This window comes from Bacillus sp. T-10(2022) (assembly GCF_056502895.1).
This window is the reverse complement of the sequence record NZ_CP113518.1, coordinates 1,445,363-1,468,671: the sequence shown is the minus strand read 5'-3', so window position 1 is coordinate 1,468,671 and position 23,309 is coordinate 1,445,363. Positions and strand designations below refer to the sequence as shown.

The following is a 23,309-nucleotide window of genomic DNA, read 5'->3' as shown; positions in this document are numbered from 1 at the left end:
AAGGAAAGTTACTATCTAAAGAAGGGGTGAAAGCAATCGGCATGTGGACTCCAATACTTTCAAACCGAAATTCCGTTTGGAAAACGCATCAATCTCCACTTCCTGGGATACTTTTATATCTTCCAAAAAATCATTCACCAGCTGCCGAGTACTTTCAGTCCGGTAGAGAAAAGCATTGACTTCGAAATTCAGGTGAAAGCTTCTCATATCCATATTGGTTGTCCCAATTGACGCCAGTTGGTCATCAACGATGATGATTTTACTATGCATGAAGCCTTCATTATATTGGAATATACGAACTCCGGAAGCGAGCAATTCGGGAAAATAAGTTCTCGAAGCATGAAATACGATACGTTTATCGGGGTTCTTCGGTACGAGCAGCCTGACATCCAAACCACTTAAGGCAGCTACCTTCAATGCTTGAAAGATATCGTCATCAGGAACGAAATACGGAGAGGCAATCCAGACGGACTTTTCTGCCGAAGCGATCATTTTAAAAAAAATGCTTTTAATGATCGTCCACTCACTATCCGGCCCGCCGCCAATCAATTGAACTCCGCCATGTCCATGGTGGTTCGGCAGGCCAGCCATGAGATATTCATCACTTAAAAAACTATTATTGGTGCTATAATACCAATCCTGCAGAAATATGAGTTGTAAAGTCCTGACCGCTTCCCCCTTTATGATAAGATGCGTATCCCGCCAAGAACCGAATTTCTGATCTTGTCCCAAATATTCATCCCCAATATTGAGACCGCCGATGAAACCGACAGAGCCATCTATCACAATTATTTTACGATGGTTGCGAAAGTTGAATGTATTATTTAATAAAGGGAGATGCAACGGACCAAAAGCAACCATTTCAGCTCCCGCACTCCTCAGTTCATCGATATATGAACGAGCTAACTTCCAGGAACCAACCGCATCATAGAGAAATCGGACCTCTACCCCTTCTTTTACTTTTTGTATCAAGATGTCCTTTAGCAGACCGCCAATGCGGTCATCCCTAACAATATAATATTCTAAATGAATATGATGTGTGGCTTTTTTTAATTCTTCGATGATATTGGAAAATGTCTCATCACCATTCCTTAACACCCGGGTTTCCGTCGTAAATGAAATAGGGCTATTCCCCAGCCTATTTGCAAGAGTGATTAACTGCTGAGGGTTCTCGCCCATTTCCTTAATTCGGTCATTATACTCCGCCTCGCCGCTTATTTTCACGAAACTCTGTTTATCCAAAAAGTACTTCTTGCGAAATATCCTTTCTTTCCGAAAGTTACGGCCAAACAAAAAGTAAAAGATGAAACCGACGAATGGGAAAGCGCCAAAAATAACCAGCCACGTTATGGTCTCGATGGGATCTCTGTTTTCCAGGAAAATGTTGAATCCAATTATCACCAAGAAAAGGGTCAATATAAGGCTGGAATAAAAAATCACCCTGCCATCGACGCCATTTATTAGAAAATACCAAGAGCCGACCAACAAGAGAATAAGCAGACCGATGCCAACTATATTCTTCACCTAGACTACCTCCAATTAACAAACGCAGGCATATGATGAAAACCTCCCTGCTAAGGTAAAACATTCATTTTTGGACGAAAAGGCCGATTTCTACTGAAATCGGCCTCAACAGTCTATGCGAAATATTTATCGACCGTTGTGAATACATCATTTTCGATAACTATCTTCCCGTACTCTTCAAGCATGTGCACCGTTATAGGTGACTCCTGACTATATTCCAATAAAAGACTTAGAACATTATCGATTTCTTCCTCATCAATCTCAGCCTCGGAAAATTCGATATAAAGATAATATTTATTCTGATAAACATAAAGTTTTGTCGTCCAGTCATCCAAGCCATGACGCTTGCTTAATGAAATGACATCTTCAAAATCCTCGAAAGTCGTGATGAATTCAATCATACCATCTTCGAATGTCATACCGCTTTCTTCATCTTTCCCATGAAAATGTTGATCAAGAAGCGTATCCATCTTGTCTGATACATTCAAATCCCTTAACTTATCATCTGAAAGAGGCAGCTCGAGTTTCTGACCATCTTTGGCAAGCTGGGCTTTTGTGACCAAAACTTCCAAGCCTTTTTCAAGGGCTTGAACTTGAATCCATAAAGGTCCTTCAATCATGAATTCTTCTTCTTGATGCACTTCATCCATCATTTCCCAAAAAAGTTCCTCACTTCGCTCGCGGCTGTACCAAATTTCTTCACGATCAAAGCCTCTTTCCTCAATATCTATATAGGAAATATAAAATTTAACTGTATCGTCATTAATGCGTTCGATTTCCATGATTCCCCTCTCCCTTCCTTTCTCATTTTGAAGGGATAATAACCCCCAAGCGAAAATTGCTCTTAAAAGCTCTTTACCCGTAAGTGAATACTGTAAATCATGATAGTCATTAAAACAGACTATTTTACATCATTTTATGACAAAACCTTGAAGAAGGGAAATAAAAAACATTACATATCTAAAAAACAATTGTTTGCCTAATATTCCATTCATTCTATAAAAAAATTCATCCGCATGCAACTATCATAATGCTTTCTTCAATTTTAAACTTACTGCCATTAATGCCTTATTATATACACGGCATGATGAGGTGCATTCTTATTTTTTCTTTAAATGATGACCGGTTCAAGAAACCTGCTGCAAATCCAAAACGTCTGCTGTCGCCTTTGAATCCTGTTATGTTACCCGTCATTAAGTAAAAAAAATCAACGGAAAATCGGTTATGTATAAAGAAAAAGCCCTGCACATTTCCTGGCAGAGCTTGAAAGACCTTATTAGTTGACCATGCGTTGTGCTTCCCGTAACTGGAAGGTACGAACTTTACGCGGTAAAAAGCGTCTTATCTCATCTTCGTTATAACCAACTTGAAGCCGTTTCTCGTCAAGGATAATCGGACGTCTCAACAGACCTGGATTTTCTTTGATCAATTTATATAATTCTTGAAGAGGCAGGCTCTCTAAATTTACGTTTAACTTTTGGAAAGTTTTTGACCGTGTTGAAATGATTTCATCGGTTCCATCTTCAGTCATTCGAAGAATTTCTTTAATCTCATCAATCGTTAACGGTTCTGAAAAAATGTTTCTTTCTTTATATCCAATCTCATGTTCCTCTAACCATGCTTTTGCTTTCCTGCATGAAGTACAACTAGGTGATGTATATAATGTTACCATGTTTACTCACACTCCCTAAATATAGAATCGGTGATCTATGAGGGGAAATCTACTATTAGTATTCATAAGTACCACTCTAATTTGAAATAATTTTAAATAAGTATTTCATTTTCTTTATTATACACTAAATTTTTTAAAATGAATACCCTTTTTGATATTTGGAAAAATCCTTTTAAACTTCTAGTTTAGCCTGTACTATAGCTTTTTCTGTTTTTTATGTAATACATTAAAACCGCTTTTTCTAATTGAAAATACCTACCTACCATTCTCAGTTAACTCTCAATTCGGCCCTCATGATTTTTTTATTAACTCGTTACTTTTATTTACCCCCTATCTTTGTCAATAAACAAGAACATGTTAATATATTTTCTTTAATAAAAAGCAAATTCCTCCTTTTACAAGAAAAACCATTCTTTTAGCACATATATTTCCAAAAGCAGAAAAGTAATTCGAAAAAATCAGCGATAAGTGAGTAATCTACCATTCAAGAAGTTATAGATATTCATTTGCCCGCAAAAAATGCACAAAAAGAAAAGACAGTTTGCCTGCAGTCGAAAAAAACATTACAGTTGTTTTCAGAAATCCGTTCCCTTTCCGCCGACTGCCTGCCAATCCGCATCAAAGCACGTGCCTCCAGGGTCTTCGCTAGCCAGTTTTTCGGCAGGAGTGTCGCAATTTTCTTCAATCCATTGAGGGTTTTCATAGCACAGTAAAAAGCCATAAACGATAAACAAGTCTTATTTTAAAATCGTGGTTTGGGTGAGACCATTCCGAACCTCCTTTATGCACAAATTTTAAGAAAGGACAGTTTTTCGCCATTTTCTTTAAAAAACGTTCCAGTTGTTTTCTTTTGGAACACTTTTTTCGGCCCTTACTGTACTTTTTCGACGTACTGAGCTGTTTTTTCAGCCGTTCACGCAGTTTTTTCGACCATTCACGGAATTTATTCGACCCGCACCGTACTTTATTCGACCGTTCACGTATTTTTTCGACCTGCACCGTACTTTATTCGACCGACATACACCGTACTTTACTCGACCGTTCACGAATTTATTCGACCTGTCCACCGTACTTTTTCCGACAAACTAAAAAGGGCCGGTGAAACGCCCGGCCCCTTTTTTCTTAAATTTCCATCTCTTTAAAAATATCCGTTTCCTGACTTGCATTCAAGCTTAGTACATCCTCAACATCTTGATAAGATTTCCCATATAGGTCATCATCTTTGTAAGTATGGATTTCAGAATAAATCTCTTTCATGAAATCAAATACGTCTTCTTCATCAACTGATGGATTTGCTGGCCAATATAGGATTTCCATAGGCGTATTCTCCTTGGTGGCAAGGGATTTTCTGCTGTAGGAAATTGAAGAGGCATGCTGGAATCCTTCCCTTTTATAAAATTTCAGCCTTTTCAATGTATCGTCATCATTTTCTTGTACTGGTTCTACTTCCAGCAAGATCGTTTTCTGCTTTTTTTGCAATTTTTGAATTAATTTCCTTCCTAATCCCTGCCCCCTTGAATTCTTTGATACAAAAAGGTAATCAACGAATATAAACTCTTCTCCTTCCACATACAATAAAACATGGTCGGGACCTTCATCCTTTTTATATATTTCCTGCTTATCTTCTAAAAGAACTTCAATATGTTCTTTGGACTTCATTTCTTCAATAGGGAAATACTGGTTCAGCTTATCATACCAATTCATAATTTAATCTCCTCATTTGCTAGATTATACTTTCCAGATTTTTTCTTATCCACTACAATGGAACTTGAATAGCTTGAAAATATTAGGAGGGTTTTGATGATCAGTTACTTTTTGGACTTTTTTTTAGTCGCTGCTTGCGTTATTGGCATTACAGCTGTGAATGGCATTGTGACGAATGGCATCGGCGAAAAATGGTTTGGCGGGAAACGTCACTCTCATATTTTCGATCAATCGAAACGAATTCAGTCAGGGTGGAGTAAAGTTGGCGGGAATAAAAAGCGGTAATTCAGAGAGAAATTGGATGACCGGAAGAATCTTCCAAGGTCATCCTTTTTTTCATGGGGTATAGTCTACTCCCTTTGTATATCGATTTGCTGCATTCCATAATAAGTATTCATCAATACCATTATCATTTAACGCTTTTATTTGGGCTTCCACTTCTTCCTTTCCATACCTTTGGTAATTCCCTTCACCTAAATATGAGGCAGTAAAATCTTGTAGCCAAGGTCTTGAAGTAGGTGGAGTTTTTAATTCCTTCAGCTTCCCGTTCTCCAATTTCGCATATTCCTTAACGAGATTATAAGGCTCCAAATCAGGCTTATCGATACCAAAATAAGATGTCCAGTGACTCGGATAGATCATCGAAGAAATTACATCGACATTCTCAGAGATTTTTGTGAAGTTTTGCCCTATTCCGGGAGCTTCAGGCAATGTAGCTGCATAACCAAAAATATCCACTGATACTTCCACATCATATGGCTCCAGCTGTTTCCTCGCATAACTTACGAAATCTGTCACCGCCTGAACCCTTTTGGCTGTATGACTCACTTTCGCTTCATCATATTCACCGACATCATATTTCAAATCATCTTCTTTATTTTCGAATCCTTCGGGAAAACGGACATAGTCAAATTGAATTTCTTTAAAACCCATCTTTGCCGCTTCAATGGCGATACCGACATTATAATCCCACACCTCTTTTAAGAATGGGTTAACGAAGGCTTCCCCTCGACCATTCTTCCATACCTTTTCGCCATCTACAAAAGATAATTCAGGCTTCTCTTTGGCCAAAAGTGAGTCTTTAAAGACGACTACCCTTGCAATCGGATAAATCTGTTTATCCTCCAATTTTTTCAGCATTGCCCCTGGATTTTTTATGTAGTCTTTACCAATCCCAGCATATGGAGAATCTGGATCTTCCGTTTTAAACGTTACGTTCCCCTTGTCATCCTTAATGTCAATGACCATCGCATTCAAGTCGGTTTCATCTACATATTTAATAAGTTCGTTCAATTTACTGCCGCCCGCTGCAGGCCCTGTCACATATATTCCGCGCACAGCATCCGGATAGTCGAATTTCAACCCCGAATCAAAAACAAAACGCGGTACGCTCGCAGGCAATTCTTTATTTTCTAATGCCACCTGCCTGGTTTCGTTCATGCCTTGTGCATGAACTGGCTGTTGAATCAGGAATATGCACATTCCTGTCATCAACCATTTACACATTGGTTTCATTTCTCCACCTCATTCGCCATCAGTCATCAATATTCAACAAATATAATAAACCCCTTTCTTTAATACCACAAACAATTAACTTTACTCCTATATATTATAAATAATAAAAAAAACTGACTTACAAAATGAGAATACGTTCAACAACCCTGTATTCCCTTGTGAGTATCCTTCCCTAAAATGGTCCGCTCATTGTGAAATATGTTAAACGGATTGATTTTCCTTGAACCCTTCATTTCTTCCATATTCAAAAAAAAGAAGCGGAAAATCCGTTCTATTGGCTTGTTTGCCGTTTCGATTATACATTTAATATGAATAAATGCTAAAATACAGTATAGTGGACATTTCGTATTCTCAAAATGGCATCGATACAGGACAAAACGGCCCTCCACAAGATTTAAATGAGCATTTCCCAATCACAGGAATATGCACATTTCTTTCAAAGAAAGTGGATTCATTTTCTATTTATCCTTACAATAATGAAGAGCGAATATCCATTTATCAATAAACGCATTTAGAGGAGTGACTAGCAGTTGAAAAGGATTTTCTCCGGCATTCAGCCATCCGGTTCCGTTACTTTAGGAAATTACATCGGAGCAATGAAACAATTCGTTAACTTACAAAAGGAATATGAATGTTTCTTTTGTATTGTTGACCAGCATGCAATTACAGTTCCACAGGATCGCATTAAGTTAAGGAAAAACATTAAAACATTGGCCGCTTTATATTTGGCCATTGGCCTGGATCCTGAAAAGAATACCATCTTCATTCAATCAGAAGTACCAGCACATGCCCAGGCAGGCTGGATTTTACAGAGTATATCCTATATTGGGGAACTTGAGAGAATGACGCAATTTAAAGACAAATCCGCTGGCAAAGAAGGGGTATCCGCATCACTGCTTACTTACCCGCCGTTGATGGCTGCTGATATTCTCCTTTATAGTACAGATGTGGTTCCTGTCGGGGAAGATCAAAGACAGCATCTTGAATTGACACGCGATTTGGCTGAACGGTTCAATAAAAAGCATAATGATATATTTAAAATCCCGGAAATCAGCCTCCCTACAGAAGGGGCCCGTATCATGTCCCTTCAGGAACCAACCAAGAAAATGAGCAAATCCGATCCTAATAAAAAGGCAACGATTGCCTTATTGGATGATCCGAAGCAAATCGAAAAGAACATCAAGAGCGCAGTTACCGATTCGGAAGGCATTGTCCGTTACGATAAGGAAAACAAAGCGGGAGTTTCCAACCTTATGTCCATATACTCCATCTTCAGTGGAAAAACTTATACAGAAATTGAAGAGATGTATGAGGGCAAAGGTTATGGTGACTTTAAAAGTGATTTGGCTGAGGTGGTTCTTGGAGAAATCCTGCCAATTCAGGAACGCTATAATGAATTGATCGATTCGCCTGAATTGGATGAAATTCTGGACCGCGGTGCAGAAAAGGCGAACATTGAAGCCAATAAAATGATCAGAAAAATGTATAATGGCATGGGACTTGGCAGAAAGAGATAAAAAAAGACGATCCTCAACGGATCGTCTTTTTTTTCATAATATCGATGGGCTATCGCCTGCCTCAACTTGCCACAGCTTTTCAAAAAAAGGCTGCCCCTTCACAAGGTTTTCACAAAGCTGAAGGTGCTTCTCTGACCAGCCTTCCTTCATTTCTTCATATAATTCAAGCCAAGCTATCTGAAAATCCATTTCTTGAATGCTTTCATATTTCTCAGGAGCCCATTCTGTATACCAATAGCGGATTTCAGCAGTGTTTTTCGCCGTGAATAATTGGTCCATGGCCATGAATAGCAATTGCTTAAGCTGTCTTTCTTTTCTTGTCAAACCGTTCATGAATAAGGGAGACGGCGACAAAATATGATATTCTTTCTCAGATGTAGGTTTTTCAGTAAAGGTGTAATCCATCTCATCATGGTTTTCTATCATGTCATAAACAATTTGTTCCTGCCGGGGAATTATTCTGCTTTTCCTAATCGGAATATGATACCCTATCGTATCAACAGCTAAGATTCCATTTCCGTCAGTCACGATAAAACAATAGTCGAGCTGAATTCGTTCATGATTTTTCCTTGCATATGCTTTTTGATATACATCATTAAGCAGTGGCTTAGGTAATTCTGACAAGTCGTTTTCTATGTAGTGGAACAATGTTGATGACACTTTCAACAAAGGAACTTGATCTAGTAGTTCGATCCCGTCATCCTTCCTCCATTCATGAAAATGACAAATATTATAGCCGTTTTCTTCTCCTTCAAACCAGTTAACCCATACATCATGAAGATATAGCATCATTCATCCCTCACTTAAACAAATTTCTGTTTGTCAATCAGTATAGGCAGGAACCATACAATTTATTCCTATTCTAGAAAACAGATTAAGAAAAAAAGAACGTATATATTAACGCTTTTTAGATAGGAATTCTTCAGATTGTATAATGAACGATTTTTTCACGGAGAGTTTCTCAGAATTTTTCACCAGGTAATAGCCACTACAGTATCCAAGCATATATGGATATCCTTTCGTCCCGAGCAGAAGTGCATCATGAAGAGGATCTGTACGTTTTATCGTGTGCTTTTCCTCTAAATGCTTACTCCAAAATTCTCTTAGTTTATCTTCCTGATATAACTTAGTCCATTTAGCTAAAAATCTTGTTCCTAAATATTTCTCCACCGTTCTTTCAGCCAGTCCTTCCATGATCATAGTATCCAGGAGTGTGAATTCTTTTTGGTCCTTTTTCAAATGATGCAGACGGCAAACATGATGATATTCATGAATCAACAGCGCCTCCATTTCCTTTTCGGCTATCCCCTTTCCGTAAAAAAGGAATAGTTTATCTTTAAATGCCAACCCTGACTTCGTTTCAACTTTTTTATTCCATATCCCTGAAGACATGAGCGGAAAAATATATATGGGAACATCAGGCCCACCCCATAACTTCTTATAAGCTGTAAACAAGTTTTGTGTTTTTTCCCAGACATTATTTTCGTTTAAGTCTTCCCATGTTTGTTTTGTTTTTTGATTCGGCGAATACATGCCATGCTTCAATAAATGACGATAAATCATGTCCGCATCAAGGGTATCGTTGAAAGTGCTTTTAAGTCTTTCCATCATCTGGACCGGGCGGTTGAAATCCTTCTTCATCCATTCATTGGTTGAAATGACTCCCATTTCCCATACACCTCCGCTTCTATTGACTATCGTATGATTTAAAGAAGGCGGTTGACACATTTTAAATCCCTTGTATTTGCAATTTTCCCTTCAACATAAAAAGAGCAGATCCCTAAGATCTGCTCTTCCTTCAAACTTATTGATATTTTTTGAAAAGAATAGTTGCGTTATGTCCACCGAATCCAAGTGAATTGCTGATGGCTGCATTGATTTCGCCCTTCCTTGCTTGATTCGGGACATAGTCCAAATCACACTCAGGGTCTGGTGTTTCAATATTGATGGTTGGAGGCAAAATGCTGTCCCTGATTGCCTGAATCGTGAAAATCGCTTCCACACCGCCTGCTGCCCCTAACATATGGCCTGTCATCGATTTAGTGGAACTTATTGCAAGTTTATTAGCATGGTCGCCAAAGACTTCTTTGACTGCCATCGTTTCGTATTTGTCATTGTAAGGCGTACTCGTTCCGTGGGCATTCACATATTGGATGTCTTCCGGATTCAAACCTGCATCCTCGATTGCAATTTTCATCGCTCTTGCCCCGCCTTCTCCACCAGGTGCAGGAGCGGTGATATGGAAGGCATCTCCAGTTGAGCCATAACCGGCTATTTCAGCATAAATCTTGGCTCCTCTATTCAATGCATGTTCAAGATCTTCCAGAACGATGATTCCAGCTCCTTCCCCTATTACGAAACCATCACGGTTAAGATCAAAAGGACGGCTAGCCGTTTGGGGATCAGGGTTTGTCGATAAAGCCGTATTTGCACAGAAGCCTGCAACCGACATTTTTGTGATTGGCGCTTCGGCCCCGCCTGTAATCATCACATCGGCATCGCCCCGTTGAATGGCTTTAAACGCATCACCAATTGAATTAGTTCCTGTTGCACAGGCTGTTACCGTACATGAATTGATTCCTTTTGCACCAAGTAAGATAGAAACCTGGCCAGCTGCCATGTCCGGAATCATCATTGGTACGAAAAATGGGCTTACACGTTTATATCCTCTGTTTAAAAAGTTTTCATGCTGTGTCTCAAGTGTCTCTAGCCCGCCGATACCCGAACCGATCCAAACCCCTACACGTGCAGCATTTTCATCGGTTATTTTCAGCTTGCTATCATTATATGCCATAACGGAAGCTGCAATTGCATAATGGGTAAAACGGTCCATTTTCCGTGCTTCTTTACGATTTATATATGTTTCTATATCAAAATCCTTGATTTCAGCAGCCACTTTAACCGGAAATTCTTCAGCATTCAAACGAGTTAAAGGTCCTATCCCCGATTTCCCCTCGATTATATTTTTCCATCCAGTTTCTGCATCATTACCAACTGGAGAGATTGCTCCAATACCTGTTACAACTACACGGCGATTAGTCATTTAAAAATGGCTCCTTCCTATTTTTAAAGCTCTTACGTTTTGCTTCTTCTTTTATTTACCCCACCTAAGAGCGATCGCTCCCCAAGTAAGGCCACCACCAAAACCGACCATGACGATTAAGTCATTGTCCTTGATTCTTCCTGCTTCCATTTCTTCCACAAGGGCCATTGGAATGGACGCTGATGAAGTATTTCCATATTTATGAACCGTTTTTGTCATTTTTTCAAGCGGGAGACCCAAGCGTTCCCTTGAGGCTTCCATAATGCGAATGTTTGCTTGATGCGGAACAAGCAGATCTACATCTTCCTTTGTCAAACCAGCTTTGTCCAATACACCCAGGCTGGATTCCCCCATCTGACGGACAGCAAATTTAAATACTTCACGTCCATTCATATGAATGAAATCTCCTTCCTGTAGTAAGTGCTTCCCGCCAGTTCCATCTGCGCCTAATTCAAAGGAAAGGACTCCTTTGCCTTCAGATACAGGTCCAAGTACAGCTGCACCCGCTCCGTCACCAAAAAGGACAGCAGTATTGCGGTCTTCCCAATTGGTTACTTTCGAAAGTTTTTCAACACCGACAATCAGCACATGCTTATATGCACCTGACTGAATAAATTGCTGTGCCGTAATCATTGCATACATAAATCCGGCACATGCAGCACTTACATCCATTGCAGCTGCCTTCATCGCCCCCAATTTCTCTTGAATCATGCAAGCGACAGAAGGAAACGACTGATCAGGTGTAACAGTGGCTACAAGAATTAAATCTATCTCTTCAGCCGAAATTTTCGCATTTTTCAATGCAGCTTTTGCGGCTTCATAAGCCATATCTGATGTATCAATATCATCATTTGCAATTCTTCTTTCCTCAATACCCGTCCTAGTCCGGATCCACTCATCGGAAGTGTCCATAATTTTTTCTAAATCCGCATTTGTAACGATTTTGTCGGGTAAGTAGCGGCCAAGCCCTAGTATTCCAGCATTCATCTTGCCATCCCCTTATATTTTAATGAGTTATTATAATCATCTATTATTACCTGGTACTAATTTTATATAAAAAAAGACTTCCTTGCAAGAGTTAACAGTTTGAAAAGCTAAAGAAATCTCTTTCGGAAGTCGGACAAGCGCCTATGCCAAGGGAAATTTAAGGACATACATTATAAATAAAAGGAGAATAGGAGGAACTCATTTTGGACATCTTCAATCGCAACAGGGAGAGAAACCCGGATGATCATTTTTCGAATTTGATGTTTGGCAGGAAAAATGAACCGGAGCAAGAGGAAGCGCAGGTTGATTACATGCAATTGATGGCGAGCGTTGAAACATTGATGGGCTTATACAGTCAATACAAACCGACCATTGATAAAATCAATCTGAGCCCATTGATCGCCAAGTTCTTGAAAAAAGAATAAAAAAATTTAAGGCTGCCCTTTTACCGGACAGCCTGCCTTTAATTAACGCTGAGCATCTTGTTTACCAAGCTCATAAGCTTCTTGCATAACGCTTTTAAAGAGCTCCATGAATGGCTCTGCCATCTCCATCGAGAATGGAATCCCGCTTGCTTCAAGCTTCGCTTTAGCCTCTGGGAAGTATTTCATGGCGATTCCCATAAATTCAAGAGTTTTATCTGAACTCATCCGCATTTCCCCCTATCTTTTGAATATTCATCAATTGATCATTTTGATGCCAAAATAAGCTCAATATTATCATAATTCCACTGAACCCTTTCGTAAAGGGCGTACATATAAAATCATGAATATCTTTTGATGTTAATTCCTATCCTTGAACATTATAGTACAAGACATATAGATTAGAGGCAAATATACCGTTTTGTCCTTCCCAAATAACGAAAATGTTAATCACGCTTTCTCCACTTTTTAAGTAAGTTTAATCGTTTATTATGTTTTCTCTGTAATGCAATGCCTTCTTCCGGTTCCATTTTGCATTGCACTTCAAATATTGTTCCTTTATTGATTTTAGGTGTTGATTGGGAAGTGAATGAATCCATACTTTCACCAAATATTAACTTGGCACATTTATCCCAATGATTATCAATACTGCTGCACAATTGGATGTCCCTATCGGAACTTGTGGTAAGCACCGCTTCCAAAGCATTTACAAAATCAGTGATGTAGAGAGCATCTCCGTTATATTCGGCTGCAATTGCCGCTTTGATATCAGACTGTCCAAGCTGATTGATTCCAGCTTCAAAGCTCATGCCTTCCAATTGCCAAGGTCCATAAATCGTCGGTAAAAATATGATTTTTGCAGAATCCATTCCACGAATCGAGCTTAATATCGACTGAAATGTACTGACATCTTTTTCAATGGGCATGAAAAGTACGAAATTTGGCGTTTCATTCTTGCCATTTTTTTTGCATTTCTCGATGAAGGAAACGATTTCTCCTATTACAAAATCGATTTTGTCCATTTTTCCGCTTTGAATATCGTAACAAGATATGAACACCGTGTCCTGCTGTGAAATATCCAATAATTTAAGTTTATTTATCGGAAAATATATATAATTTGAATTCCTGCCTATTTCAAGTTCCTTTTCTTCCTTAATATATTGACTTGCTTCGGAATCATCCCAATCGATTCCGATTACTTCTTCACCTTGGTTCAAAAAGAATTGAGTCACATAGAATCCCACGAATCGATAAGTGCCAATGACAATGTTTGTTTGCATAAATACAGCCTCCTCGTATGCCATCAAGCCCACTTCACCCGGCACGTCTAGTTTTTTTAGATGCTGTATCGTATGCAAACTATTGTAAAAATATATCTCTTCTCATAAAGTCTCTTCATTCTCATTGAAAAACTTCTGTATTTGATAGGGGATTTTATAACGTTTTTCGGGCAATATATACGTCAGCTGCAAGTCTGCTTTTCTAGCCAGCTGGATTTGCCGATAAAGGGAGGCTTGCTCTTTCCGTAAGCTTCCAAAAACCTGAATCACTTTCATGGGGATATTCTCTGCGATCATTGAATCTTCAGTGTCCAGTATATGCTGTTCACATTCTGCCGGATCGAGCTCATATGCAGCAGCGACCTCGGACAGCCACTTTTTATAGAAGAACTTATTTTCCTTTTCTTTCTCCAGTTGTGCTTTCAAGGAAAAAACCGGATCTATCAACACGACGGACCGTATTTTATTACCAAGTTCATTCATTAACTTTAAGGCAAGGAGTGCGCCTGTCCCCTCTGCCAATATATGAACCCTTTGATTGACTATTTCTTTTTTCATGAACAGAATATATAGGTTAAGGGAAAGCTCGAGTGCTTTAGGACTGCCCCAGTTGGCTCCAAAAAAATTGGAAGAAAATAGGGTGTATCCGTATTCCTTTAAATATTCCAATATCTGCAGCCTGCCAGGATGCTGCAGCCAAAAGCTGCTTTCTTTTTCGACAAAATGACTACGGTCTCCAATTACCATTACGGAAAAACCACTGGGCCGCTCTGGATAATAGATGATATTCCATTGGTCATCAATTTGAAAAGTTCGTTGTTCCATCGTTCAAACTCCTTTAAGGAATATTACTACTACTATATTAATTTATGACGAAAAATAGAAAGGGTCAGTGGAAACGCCTAACTTCTTATCTTAAATTAACCAAGCACGGAGTTTTTGCTTTTATTTTTTCCGTATGATTTCCCTTTTGAAGTTTGAAACCAACAAGTCTGCCTGAAAAAGTTCTCTTATGATTTAATGTATTGAATTATTTAAAGGTTATTATTAAAAACACGTTTTAACTGTATATTAATTATGGTAAGATAAAAATGAATGTAGTGGAATGAGGTGAAATTCGATGCGTTATGCTTGGACAATTTTTTGGACATTCTTATTAGTGCATATGACTGTATATGTTGTTTCTTCCATGATCGGAGTTTCATACGATGCTGCGCAGGGAACGATTTTAGGATTAGCTGCTGCTATCCTGATTTGCATCATCCCGGCTATCTTGCCTGCTGGGCCAGCTAAAGACTCTCATCAACATTAAGAAGCAAAAGAGGACATCCTTTATAGGATGTCCTTTTTGTTATACCGTACTTTGCTTACGGGTAAACTACATTTCAACGTTTTTATATGAGAACCAATTCATCATGATCATAATCAATCGTTATTCCTTCTTTAATCTCAACAGTCCCGGCAATGATTTTACGGGCGATTTTCGTTTCCAGATGCTTTTGGATGAATCGCTTCAGCGGTCTTGCCCCATATACCGGATCATATCCTTGTTCCGCAATGAATTCCTTAGCCGCTTCAGTAACATTCAGGACTATATTTTGTTCAGTTAACCTTACTTGTAATTGATGAACCATTTTATCTACGATTTCCACGATTTCTTGTTTCGTCAGAGGTTTGAATAAAACAATGTCATCAACGCGATTCAAAAATTCCGGACGGAAATGCCCTCTTAACTCTTTAAAGACCTGATCTTTTATTTCTTCTTCAATGCCGCCATCCACCCGGTTGGACTGCAATAAGAAATGGGATCCGATATTGGAAGTCATGATGATCACCGTATTTTTACAGTTGATTGTTCTTCCTTGGGAGTCTGTTATCCTTCCATCATCCAGCATTTGCAGCAAAATATTGAAGACTTCCGGATGCGCCTTTTCAATTTCATCCAATAATATGACTGAATATGGGTTTCTCCTAACAGCCTCCGTAAGTTGGCCGCCTTCCTCAAATCCAACATATCCAGGAGGTGCACCAACAAGGCGGGACACGGAATGTTTCTCCATATATTCCGACATATCGATTCGAATCATATGTTCCTCACTATCGAATAACGTTTCTGCCAAAGCTTTTACCAATTCGGTTTTACCTACACCCGTTGGCCCAAGAAAAATGAATGAACCGATTGGTCTGTTTGGATCTTTAATTCCAGCCCTTGCCCTTAAAACAGCATCGGATACGAGTTCCACCGCTTCTCCTTGACCTATTACGCGTTCATGCAGGATATCAGATAGGCGAAGCAGCTTCTCCCTTTCACTTTCCACCAGCTTGCTAATCGGAATCCCCGTCCACCTTGCAACAATCGAGGCAATTTCCTCCTCCGTCACTTCCTGGCGAAGCAATCGCGATTCCTGTTTTTCCTTTTCCAATTCGTCTTCCATTGCGTCCAATTCTTTTTGAAGCTGCGGAATCCTTCCATGCCGAAGTTCAGCTGCCCGGTTAAGGTCATAGTCATTCTCTGCCTGTTCCAGTTCATGTCGCAGTTTCTCAAGCTCTTCACGTTGATCCTGCACCTTTTGAAGCGCCGATTTCTCCATTTGCCACTTCGATTTCATGCTATTAGCTTGATCCTGAAGTTCTGATAGTTCTTTTTGAAGCACTTCCAGCCTTGCTCTGCTTTGAGGGTCCTCCTCATTCTTCAAGGCCGCCTCTTCAATTTCAAGTTGCATGACTTTTCTCGTGATTTCATCCAACTCGGATGGCATTGAGTCGATTTCCATTCGGATCATCGCACATGCTTCATCCACAAGATCTATCGCTTTATCCGGTAAAAACCGCTCCGTTATATATCGGTTCGAAAGGACAGAGGCCGCAACGATCGCCCGATCGTGTATCCTGACGCCATGGTGAATTTCAAACCTTTCCTTTAATCCCCGCAAAATTGAAATAGTATCTTCAACATCCGGTTCGGGAACCAGAACCTGTTGGAAACGGCGTTCCAGAGCCGGATCCTTTTCAATATATTGCCGATATTCATCAAGGGTCGTTGCACCGATACAATGCAGCTCACCGCGCGCAAGCATCGGCTTTAACATATTTCCGGCATCAAGTGCGCCATCCGTTCTTCCTGCACCGACGATTGTGTGCAATTCATCAATGAATAATAGAATTTTACCGTCACTCTTCTTGATCTCATTCAAGACCGCTTTTAGGCGTTCCTCAAATTCACCGCGGAATTTGGCGCCAGCGACAAGCGCACTCATATCCAGTGAAAAAACGGTCTTGTCCTTTAATCCCTCAGGCACATCCTTCCTGACGATCCTTTGTGCCAGCCCCTCGACGATGGCTGTTTTACCTACTCCGGGTTCTCCTATCAATACAGGATTATTTTTCGTTTTACGTGAAAGGATCCGTATTACGTTACGGATTTCCGTATCACGGCCGATTACGGGATCGACCTTCCCCGATTTAACGTCAGCAACAAGATCTCTGCCGTATTTTTTCAGTACTTCATAAGTGCTTTCAGGATTTTGACTAGTCACTCGCTGATTCCCCCTTATATCGTTTATAACCTGTTTTGCTTTATCATAATCAATTCCATATGATGAAAAAAGCCTGTTCACATTCGTTTTATTGACTTGCAGCGACGCAAGCAGTATATGTTCGACAGATAAGTATTCATCCTCCCACATCTGCATTTCCTTTTCGGCAGCCGTCAACATTTGCTGCAGGGAGGATGACATGTAAATCTGGGAAACACTCCCGCTCACTTCCGGTAATCGATCCAGTTCCTTATTTAGCTCTATATCAAATAGATTCATCGGTTTACCAGATTCAGATAAAATCCTGATTAATAAACTTTCATCCTGTTCCATTAAGGCCTTTAATAAATGAAGCTCCGTCAGCTCGGGATTCCCTCTATCTTTGGCTAGTTCCTGGCCGCCGATGAACGCCTGTTGGGTTCTCTCCGTCATTTTATTAATTTCCATCTTAAAACCTCCCATTCATCTCTATCATGAACGAATCCCCACTCGGTTTGACCAAATTTGACCTTTATATTTTCATTATACTTCTAATTTTCCCCATGTAAAGGAAAGTTATATAAAATGCAGGAAGTATGGACGAAAAACGGCAAAAGCCTTTCTTCATATAGAAGAAAGGCTTTTGCCGTTTGTACAATTTGGTTGATTTCCTCTCCAGGCACTCGCTTTCCGCGGGAGGTCCGCCCTCGGCGTCTTTACGCCTGCGGGGTCTCGCTTTTCTAAGCAGGAGTCTCGTACACCCGCTCCAATCAACTTTGTTTTAACTTTTAGATGCATAGATGAAACAAAACGAATTATGCTTTCACGGCCGTTTTATTATAACCATGAAATTCATCGACGAATTGAAAATCCTTATCCGTCCGACCTGCAAGGATCGTATCTCGTAGCAGAATGCCTGCATCGGTCGTATTGTGGATGATTTCCCCCCACATTCTTGCGCTCGATTGAACATTAGCCGTGCGCGGTATGCGTTCCTCTTGATATTCCAAAAATGCCTGTTCAATGTCATTCCCATGCTTATGAAGCATATCCGACAAATAAGTTGCATCTTCTAAAGCCTGGCAAGCTCCTTGTGCCAAGTATTGAAGCATCGGATGTGCCGCATCTCCCATAAGCGTAATTCTTCCTTTTGTCCAATTATCGATTGGTAGTCGGTCATACATTGGCCAGCGGCGTTGCCTTTGGATGAATGAAATCGCATTCTGAACAAGCTCACAAGTTCCGGCAAACACACGGTCCATTTCTTCCGGGGTTCCCCATTGATCTGTTTTTTCGTTTTCTTCCGTATATTGAGAACTTTTGAAGACAACTACTTGGTTGTATAGTTCTCCCCTTCTAACCGGATATTGAACAAGATGAAGGTCTGGCCCAATCCACATATAAACATCATCTAAATCTCCATGGCTCGTAACCTCTTCCATCGGGATCGCTCCCCTGTATGCAACATATTGAGAGCAGACCGGCTGATCTTCCACAAAAAGTTTCCGTGCCTTGGACCATAATCCATCGGCTCCAATGACAGCAGTTCCTGAATGTTGGGACCCGTTGGCAGAAGTAACCGTCACTTCACCTTCATTTTCTACTGTCTCAATAATGGTTTGATTCGTAACCAGTTCGATATACGGGTTCTTTTCACATGCTTCAGCCAGTACTTTATGCAAATCGGAACGATGCAAAACAACATATGGAGCTCCATATCTTTCTTTGTAAACATCACCTAAATCCAAAGCGGAAAGCTCTTTTCCGGAAAAGGCATCCATCAGCACCAATCTTTTTGGAAATACTGCAATTTCATTGATTTTATCCATGACGCCTAAACGCTGCAAGACGTTGGTGGCATTTGCTGCAAGCTGAATCCCTGCACCGATTTCGCCAAACTCGGGTGCTTGTTCAAGGACTTTTACATACTGTTTTGTTTCTGCAATTCCTAAAGCAGTTGCCAAACCGCCAATTCCCCCACCGATAACGATGAATGGTTTTTTTTCTGTGTTCATCATCAATTCCCCCTATACTAGTTGCTTTTAGCCAATGTTGCGGACCACTACCACAGTAAGCGTTTTCATTCGACTGGCATTCATATATTCACAGAGATCTTAGCTGAAGATTTCAAACCAAAACAGGCTTGAATTCACTTTCAACCTTTTGGTACCCATTGTTTGTGTCTAATGCTTGTTGCTGTTCCAAATCGAATCTTTCCATTATTGGTAGGTCGTTTACCGAGAATAAGTAAGAATCCGCTTCTGCAACGTGCTCATGCCATGCCCAATTCGGAACGACGAAATAATCTCCCTTGGACCAGTCAAAACGCACTCCATTAATGACCGTAAAGCCTGATCCTTGGTGCACTTGATAAATTGTGGAATGGGTATGGCGATGTGCTTTCGTATGGAAACCTTTCGGAAGTTTCTGCATCCATGCCCCCATCGTCGGATTGGCCGTTTGGCCATTTGATGGATTGATATATTCCACGGCGAAACCATCATATGGGTCCGGTTCGAAATTCATTAATCCTTCTATCGCTGCTTTGGTGCCTTTCCACTTGTAGTTGGCAAGCGGTGCCACTTGTGAATAACGGTCGGATACTGGACGAACCATTCCGCCTTGATAACGGAGCTCTGAAAAATTATCTGGCCGTTTAGGCGTTTCAATCCGATCAGGATATGGTTCAAAGAAAGTGCCGCCTATGGAATAGATGGTTGGGATATCAAGGGCATCCATCCAAATCATCGGTTTATCGCCAACATGTCCATGACCATGCCATAGGTTTTTAGGCGTGATCAAGAAATCTCCTTCTTCCATGAAGATTCTTTCTCCCTGCACGATGGAGTAGGCACCTTCACCATTCGTAATGAAACGAAGTGCACTTTGGGAGTGACGGTGGGAAGGGGCCACTTCACCTGGCAGCAATAGCTGGACCGCTGCATATAGCGTTTGCGTTGTCGAAGCCCATCCCCAAGGCTGACGATAAGTGAGTCCAGGGTTCTGAAAATAAATGGCCCTGCGCTCCCCGCCTCGGTCAGGTGTGAAGATTTCAGCTGCTTCCATCAATTTTTTTGTCAAAAGCTCTTCTTTCCATAAATAAGCATGCGCATGAGGTTTAGGTTCATGGTCCATCAGAGCGGGAATGGCTTCCCACAGCGGCCCAAGGTTATACTGCTGAATATCCTTTGTAAAATCTTTTACGATTGTACTATTCATGTATTCCGATTTTTCAGCCATATTAATCCCTACTTTCTTATTTATCTTGTCTCACTGGATTTTAGAAAGATTTCGCTTTATTTGATCATAGTGTCCTGAAACATGCTCATCGATGAAGTGATCGACAATATAAGAAACTGGTTTGTTTCCGAATTTAGAGAAATTCCGGTGTGGCGATTCTTTGGATAGTGTTTCTTCATCTAAATTCCCGAGACTGCTCTCCACTTTATATTTAAGCTCCTCCACTTGCTTCATGACATCTTCAACAGCAAGTTTGTCTGTATCGGTAACTGCTGCCAATCGGGCTGGATCTTGCAATCCACGCCCCCATTCGGCTCCAGGCATTGCTATTACAGTTTCCACTTCACCTAACCAATAAGGAATGGCTTCAGCTAAATGGGAAAGTATCTGCATGATTGACCATTCATCCTCTGCTGGTTTAAATCGGATCGTTTCTTCCGGTAGGTTTGCCGCTGTCTCAAGAATGTGGTCGATTGATTGTTGAACCGATTGGATTGATGTCCCGATTTCCTGATAAGCCATTTTATTTTCCCTCCCCGACACGTCGCACACGGTTTTCAAGATAACCTATTTTGTCTATTTCGATTTTGACAACGTCACCATCTTTTAAGAACACTTGTGGATCACGGGCTACCCCTACCCCACCCGGTGTTCCTGTGAGGACGATGTCACCTGGTTCAAGAGTCATTAAGTTCGATAAGAATTCAACTAGATACTTCACATCGAATACGAAGTTGGATGTATTCGTTTTTTGGCGTTCTTCACCATTTACCGTTAATCGGACATTTAAGCCAGATGGATCGGAAAGTTCATCGGCAGTGACTAACCAAGGCCCCATCGGAGCGCTTCCTTCAACCGTTTTCCCTTGGAGCCACTCAAGTGTACGCCGTTGGATATCACGGTAAGTGACATCATTCGCAATTGTATAACCAGCTACATAATCAAGAGCATCTTCTTTAGAAACATTACGTGCCCTTTGTCCGACTACAAAAGCGAATTCCGCTTCATAATCCAGTTGTTCAGAGATTGGGAAAAACGGTATATCATCCTGGGGACCGATTACTGTATTGGCGAACTTTGCGAATACCACAGGGAATGGCGGCAGTTCACGACCCATTTCAGCAATATGCTCACGGTAGTTATGTCCGACACAAATAATTTTGCTTGGCTTTTGGACAGGGGCCTCAAGCTTTATATTTTCAATTTCATGTACCAATTTATGTCTGAAGGAATCACGATTGTTAATAGCGTAGTCCGCAGCCTTTTGCGCGATGGAAAGGCTTTCATTCCCTCCCTGTAAAAACTCCTCCATTGTTGCAGGTACATACGCCTCAGCGATTTGTTCACTGCGAAGTTTCCCTTCGCTTTCAAGAAGCGCTTGATAGGCATAGTTCAAGTCAACTACTACATTATTCGGATAAATTGCACCAATACGTTTAAATCCTTGACTGCTGAACGTTACTAATTTCATTTTTCATTCTCCTTTATTTATCTGGATTTTTTTAATACCTCTTTTTGATGCCACCATCCTGATTCTGCTGGATTCGCTTCGCATACCAGTATTTGAATGACTGTACATCTTATCAATTCCATTTATAGATAACACTGTTCACTATTTATATAAATAATAACTCAATTTTCGGAATATTGTCAAGAAAGTATTGAGAATTTTTGTGCAAATGTTATCATCTACACGAATAACAGCACTTCGGAATCAATAAAAACTGCGCTAAAGTTATTTTTTTAATAGGAAAGAATATTGATAGCTTCAAGCAGCCGGCGGTTTTTCTGCTAAATTTCATTTATATTTTACAGATTCTGATATACTAGACCTAAATTAAAACAGATTAGGGAGATTGATTTATGGAAATCGTAAAATCCGGTTCGACGATTCAATCATTACAAATAGGGATGAGCATCATAGATTTACTTGCTTCCCAAAGAACTCCTTTAAGATTCTCTGATATACAGGAATTAACGGAAATAACGAAAAGTAACCTCTATAAGTATTTGAATACTTTGACTCAACTGGAGCTACTATATCGCGATAAGACAACCGGTATGTATCACCTTGGGAGCAAATTGATTCAATACGGAATGGCAGCGATAGGAAATGAGGATGTAACGAGCAGAATAACTCCTTATTTACAGGAAATCAGTCACCATACTTCTTGCACGGTCCTTTTTTCCGTTTGGACATATGATGGACCAATCACTGCAAAAATATGGAATTCCAACCAAAACTTAAACATCGGGGCACAGTTAGGTACGCGACTTCCGCCATCATCCTCTTCCGGAAAGGTATTCACTGTATTTCAGGATCCTTCATTGACGGCGGAATGGATTGAAAAAGATCGTAATGTTACAGGTTCGTTCCTTAAAGAAACAAATGAGTATGATGAAATTCGGAAATACAAAATAGCTTTTGCCAAAGAGCCTCTTGTACCATCCGTTTCCTCCATGTCCATTCCGGTTTTTAATTATAATTCGGAATTATTGGGAGCGATCACTGCCGTTGGGTTCACCGAGAGCATTCCTGATCATCATGAAGATCCTTTAAGCCATTATTTAAGGAAGTGCTGTTTGGAAATCTCGAATATATTCGGTTATTCCGCTGAATAGAAAAAAGCAGGAAGAAGGATGGCGATCATTCCTTTTTCCTGCTTTTAGATGTTTCATGGCTTCCGCTTATATGTCCATATCCGGTTATGATTGGATGTTTCAGGAAAAGAATCCCCTGCATCAAGCTTTACCATTTTCGGATTCACTACCGTGCTGCCCGTTTCACCGATTTCTACGTAGGTCCCATTATTTGGTGCCTTTTGACCTGGCTTAAATTGACGATTTTGCCCCATAGATTTCACCCCTTTACATGCTTTCCCTGTTATTA

Annotated in this window: 23 protein-coding genes; 5 read left to right on the top strand and 18 right to left on the bottom strand. The window is 40.3% G+C overall.

Annotated elements, in window-relative coordinates:
* Window positions 1-15: 15 nt before the first annotated feature.
* From cls to OSJ91_RS07180, 4 genes are all read right to left on the bottom strand, one after another.
* Complete coding sequence (gene cls, locus OSJ91_RS07195) at window positions 16-1,524, bottom strand: cardiolipin synthase (protein WP_485891295.1); 1,509 nt, start codon at window positions 1,522-1,524, stop codon at window positions 16-18.
* A 113-nt stretch (window positions 1,525-1,637) separates the two neighbouring features.
* A complete protein-coding gene (gene mecA / locus OSJ91_RS07190; RefSeq protein ID WP_034314498.1) occupies window positions 1,638-2,306 on the bottom strand; it encodes an adaptor protein MecA in 669 nt (222 codons plus the stop codon).
* Between the two features lie 494 nt (window positions 2,307-2,800).
* Window positions 2,801-3,196: a transcriptional regulator SpxA gene (gene spxA, locus OSJ91_RS07185; protein WP_034314502.1), complete on the bottom strand. Its 396-nt coding sequence runs from the start codon at window positions 3,194-3,196 to the stop codon at window positions 2,801-2,803.
* A gap of 1,122 nt (window positions 3,197-4,318) precedes the next feature.
* Entirely contained in the window at window positions 4,319-4,900 is a 582-nt protein-coding gene (locus OSJ91_RS07180) for a GNAT family N-acetyltransferase (RefSeq protein ID WP_137017214.1), read from the bottom strand.
* A 96-nt stretch (window positions 4,901-4,996) separates the two neighbouring features.
* On the opposite strand from OSJ91_RS07180, the gene OSJ91_RS07175 reads away from it, so the two are divergent.
* Entirely contained in the window at window positions 4,997-5,185 is a 189-nt protein-coding gene (locus tag OSJ91_RS07175) for a hypothetical protein (protein ID WP_485891294.1), read from the top strand.
* A 51-nt stretch (window positions 5,186-5,236) separates the two neighbouring features.
* Here OSJ91_RS07175 and OSJ91_RS07170 read toward each other — a convergent pair whose 3' ends face one another.
* Window positions 5,237-6,382 (bottom strand): putative glycoside hydrolase, encoded by a 1,146-nt coding sequence (locus tag OSJ91_RS07170; protein WP_413020271.1) that lies wholly within the window; start codon window positions 6,380-6,382, stop codon window positions 5,237-5,239.
* 563 nt (window positions 6,383-6,945) lie between these two features.
* On the opposite strand from OSJ91_RS07170, the gene trpS reads away from it, so the two are divergent.
* A complete protein-coding gene (gene trpS / locus OSJ91_RS07165; protein WP_350301742.1) occupies window positions 6,946-7,932 on the top strand; it encodes a tryptophan--tRNA ligase in 987 nt (328 codons plus the stop codon).
* A gap of 33 nt (window positions 7,933-7,965) precedes the next feature.
* Here trpS and OSJ91_RS07160 read toward each other — a convergent pair whose 3' ends face one another.
* The 4 genes from OSJ91_RS07160 to OSJ91_RS07145 all read right to left on the bottom strand — a co-directional run bounded on the left by OSJ91_RS07160 (window position 7,966) and on the right by OSJ91_RS07145 (window position 11,962).
* Window positions 7,966-8,721, bottom strand: a complete 756-nt coding sequence (locus tag OSJ91_RS07160) for a YjbA family protein (protein ID WP_034314514.1) — start codon at window positions 8,719-8,721, stop codon at window positions 7,966-7,968.
* 108 nt (window positions 8,722-8,829) lie between these two features.
* Window positions 8,830-9,600, bottom strand: coding sequence for a DUF2268 domain-containing putative Zn-dependent protease (locus OSJ91_RS07155; protein WP_413016261.1), 771 nt, complete (start codon window positions 9,598-9,600; stop codon window positions 8,830-8,832).
* Between the two features lie 136 nt (window positions 9,601-9,736).
* Window positions 9,737-10,975 (bottom strand): beta-ketoacyl-ACP synthase II, encoded by a 1,239-nt coding sequence (fabF, locus tag OSJ91_RS07150; protein WP_485891293.1) that lies wholly within the window; start codon window positions 10,973-10,975, stop codon window positions 9,737-9,739.
* A 51-nt stretch (window positions 10,976-11,026) separates the two neighbouring features.
* Window positions 11,027-11,962 (bottom strand): beta-ketoacyl-ACP synthase III, encoded by a 936-nt coding sequence (locus OSJ91_RS07145; RefSeq protein WP_350301739.1) that lies wholly within the window; start codon window positions 11,960-11,962, stop codon window positions 11,027-11,029.
* Between the two features lie 203 nt (window positions 11,963-12,165).
* Here OSJ91_RS07145 and OSJ91_RS07140 point away from each other — a divergent pair, with 203 nt between their 5' ends.
* On the top strand, window positions 12,166-12,387 hold the full coding sequence (locus OSJ91_RS07140; RefSeq protein WP_350301738.1) for a hypothetical protein: 222 nt from the start codon (window positions 12,166-12,168) through the stop codon (window positions 12,385-12,387).
* Between the two features lie 42 nt (window positions 12,388-12,429).
* Here OSJ91_RS07140 and OSJ91_RS07135 read toward each other — a convergent pair whose 3' ends face one another.
* The 3 genes from OSJ91_RS07135 to OSJ91_RS07125 all read right to left on the bottom strand — a co-directional run bounded on the left by OSJ91_RS07135 (window position 12,430) and on the right by OSJ91_RS07125 (window position 14,489).
* Window positions 12,430-12,612, bottom strand: coding sequence for a ComZ family protein (locus OSJ91_RS07135; protein WP_034314525.1), 183 nt, complete (start codon window positions 12,610-12,612; stop codon window positions 12,430-12,432).
* A gap of 218 nt (window positions 12,613-12,830) precedes the next feature.
* Window positions 12,831-13,664, bottom strand: coding sequence for a hypothetical protein (locus OSJ91_RS07130; protein ID WP_485891292.1), 834 nt, complete (start codon window positions 13,662-13,664; stop codon window positions 12,831-12,833).
* 102 nt (window positions 13,665-13,766) lie between these two features.
* Window positions 13,767-14,489 (bottom strand): hydrolase, encoded by a 723-nt coding sequence (locus OSJ91_RS07125; RefSeq protein WP_350301736.1) that lies wholly within the window; start codon window positions 14,487-14,489, stop codon window positions 13,767-13,769.
* 295 nt (window positions 14,490-14,784) lie between these two features.
* Here OSJ91_RS07125 and OSJ91_RS07120 point away from each other — a divergent pair, with 295 nt between their 5' ends.
* Complete coding sequence (locus OSJ91_RS07120; RefSeq protein WP_350301735.1) at window positions 14,785-14,976, top strand: YjzD family protein; 192 nt, start codon at window positions 14,785-14,787, stop codon at window positions 14,974-14,976.
* An 82-nt stretch (window positions 14,977-15,058) separates the two neighbouring features.
* On the opposite strand, the gene clpB is transcribed toward OSJ91_RS07120, so the two are convergent.
* From clpB to OSJ91_RS07095, 5 genes are all read right to left on the bottom strand, one after another.
* Window positions 15,059-17,647, bottom strand: a complete 2,589-nt coding sequence (gene clpB, locus OSJ91_RS07115; RefSeq protein ID WP_485891291.1) for an ATP-dependent chaperone ClpB — start codon at window positions 17,645-17,647, stop codon at window positions 15,059-15,061.
* A gap of 347 nt (window positions 17,648-17,994) precedes the next feature.
* Window positions 17,995-19,197, bottom strand: coding sequence for an FAD-dependent monooxygenase (locus OSJ91_RS07110; protein WP_485891290.1), 1,203 nt, complete (start codon window positions 19,195-19,197; stop codon window positions 17,995-17,997).
* 109 nt (window positions 19,198-19,306) lie between these two features.
* Window positions 19,307-20,419: a cupin domain-containing protein gene (locus tag OSJ91_RS07105; RefSeq protein WP_485891289.1), complete on the bottom strand. Its 1,113-nt coding sequence runs from the start codon at window positions 20,417-20,419 to the stop codon at window positions 19,307-19,309.
* Window positions 20,420-20,449: 30 nt separating this feature from the next.
* Window positions 20,450-20,941 (bottom strand): DinB family protein, encoded by a 492-nt coding sequence (locus OSJ91_RS07100; RefSeq protein ID WP_413016252.1) that lies wholly within the window; start codon window positions 20,939-20,941, stop codon window positions 20,450-20,452.
* 1 nt (window position 20,942) lies between these two features.
* Window positions 20,943-21,890, bottom strand: a complete 948-nt coding sequence (locus tag OSJ91_RS07095) for a fumarylacetoacetate hydrolase family protein (RefSeq protein ID WP_485891288.1) — start codon at window positions 21,888-21,890, stop codon at window positions 20,943-20,945.
* 392 nt (window positions 21,891-22,282) lie between these two features.
* On the opposite strand from OSJ91_RS07095, the gene OSJ91_RS07090 reads away from it, so the two are divergent.
* On the top strand, window positions 22,283-23,041 hold the full coding sequence (locus OSJ91_RS07090; protein WP_350301729.1) for an IclR family transcriptional regulator: 759 nt from the start codon (window positions 22,283-22,285) through the stop codon (window positions 23,039-23,041).
* A gap of 53 nt (window positions 23,042-23,094) precedes the next feature.
* Here the strand turns inward: OSJ91_RS07090 and OSJ91_RS07085 are convergent, their stop codons facing one another.
* On the bottom strand, window positions 23,095-23,274 hold the full coding sequence (locus tag OSJ91_RS07085; protein ID WP_034314546.1) for a YjzC family protein: 180 nt from the start codon (window positions 23,272-23,274) through the stop codon (window positions 23,095-23,097).
* Window positions 23,275-23,309 lie beyond the last annotated feature (35 nt).

Excerpts from the sequence above, each read along its gene's own strand:
- fabF (WP_485891293.1), bottom strand. The coding sequence starts at position 10,975 with ATGACTAATCGCCGTGTAGTTGTAACAGGTATTGGAGCAATCTCTCCA.
- OSJ91_RS07145 (WP_350301739.1), bottom strand. The coding sequence starts at position 11,962 with ATGAATGCTGGAATACTAGGGCTTGGCCGCTACTTACCCGACAAAATC.
- OSJ91_RS07110 (WP_485891290.1), bottom strand. The coding sequence starts at position 19,197 with ATGATGAACACAGAAAAAAAACCATTCATCGTTATCGGTGGGGGAATT.
- OSJ91_RS07125 (WP_350301736.1), bottom strand. The coding sequence starts at position 14,489 with ATGGAACAACGAACTTTTCAAATTGATGACCAATGGAATATCATCTAT.
- spxA (WP_034314502.1), bottom strand. The coding sequence starts at position 3,196 with ATGGTAACATTATATACATCACCTAGTTGTACTTCATGCAGGAAAGCA.
- OSJ91_RS07155 (WP_413016261.1), bottom strand. The coding sequence starts at position 9,600 with ATGGGAGTCATTTCAACCAATGAATGGATGAAGAAGGATTTCAACCGC.
- OSJ91_RS07120 (WP_350301735.1), top strand. The coding sequence starts at position 14,785 with ATGCGTTATGCTTGGACAATTTTTTGGACATTCTTATTAGTGCATATG.
- OSJ91_RS07170 (WP_413020271.1), bottom strand. The coding sequence starts at position 6,382 with ATGTGCATATTCCTGATTCAACAGCCAGTTCATGCACAAGGCATGAAC.
- OSJ91_RS07095 (WP_485891288.1), bottom strand. The coding sequence starts at position 21,890 with ATGAAATTAGTAACGTTCAGCAGTCAAGGATTTAAACGTATTGGTGCA.
- OSJ91_RS07180 (WP_137017214.1), bottom strand. The coding sequence starts at position 4,900 with ATGAATTGGTATGATAAGCTGAACCAGTATTTCCCTATTGAAGAAATG.
- mecA (WP_034314498.1), bottom strand. The coding sequence starts at position 2,306 with ATGGAAATCGAACGCATTAATGACGATACAGTTAAATTTTATATTTCC.
- clpB (WP_485891291.1), bottom strand. The coding sequence starts at position 17,647 with ATGGAAATTAATAAAATGACGGAGAGAACCCAACAGGCGTTCATCGGC.
- OSJ91_RS07105 (WP_485891289.1), bottom strand. The coding sequence starts at position 20,419 with ATGGCTGAAAAATCGGAATACATGAATAGTACAATCGTAAAAGATTTT.
- OSJ91_RS07160 (WP_034314514.1), bottom strand. The coding sequence starts at position 8,721 with ATGCTATATCTTCATGATGTATGGGTTAACTGGTTTGAAGGAGAAGAA.
- OSJ91_RS07175 (WP_485891294.1), top strand. The coding sequence starts at position 4,997 with ATGATCAGTTACTTTTTGGACTTTTTTTTAGTCGCTGCTTGCGTTATT.
- OSJ91_RS07130 (WP_485891292.1), bottom strand. The coding sequence starts at position 13,664 with ATGCAAACAAACATTGTCATTGGCACTTATCGATTCGTGGGATTCTAT.
- OSJ91_RS07085 (WP_034314546.1), bottom strand. The coding sequence starts at position 23,274 with ATGGGGCAAAATCGTCAATTTAAGCCAGGTCAAAAGGCACCAAATAAT.
- OSJ91_RS07100 (WP_413016252.1), bottom strand. The coding sequence starts at position 20,941 with ATGGCTTATCAGGAAATCGGGACATCAATCCAATCGGTTCAACAATCA.
- OSJ91_RS07135 (WP_034314525.1), bottom strand. The coding sequence starts at position 12,612 with ATGAGTTCAGATAAAACTCTTGAATTTATGGGAATCGCCATGAAATAC.
- OSJ91_RS07090 (WP_350301729.1), top strand. The coding sequence starts at position 22,283 with ATGGAAATCGTAAAATCCGGTTCGACGATTCAATCATTACAAATAGGG.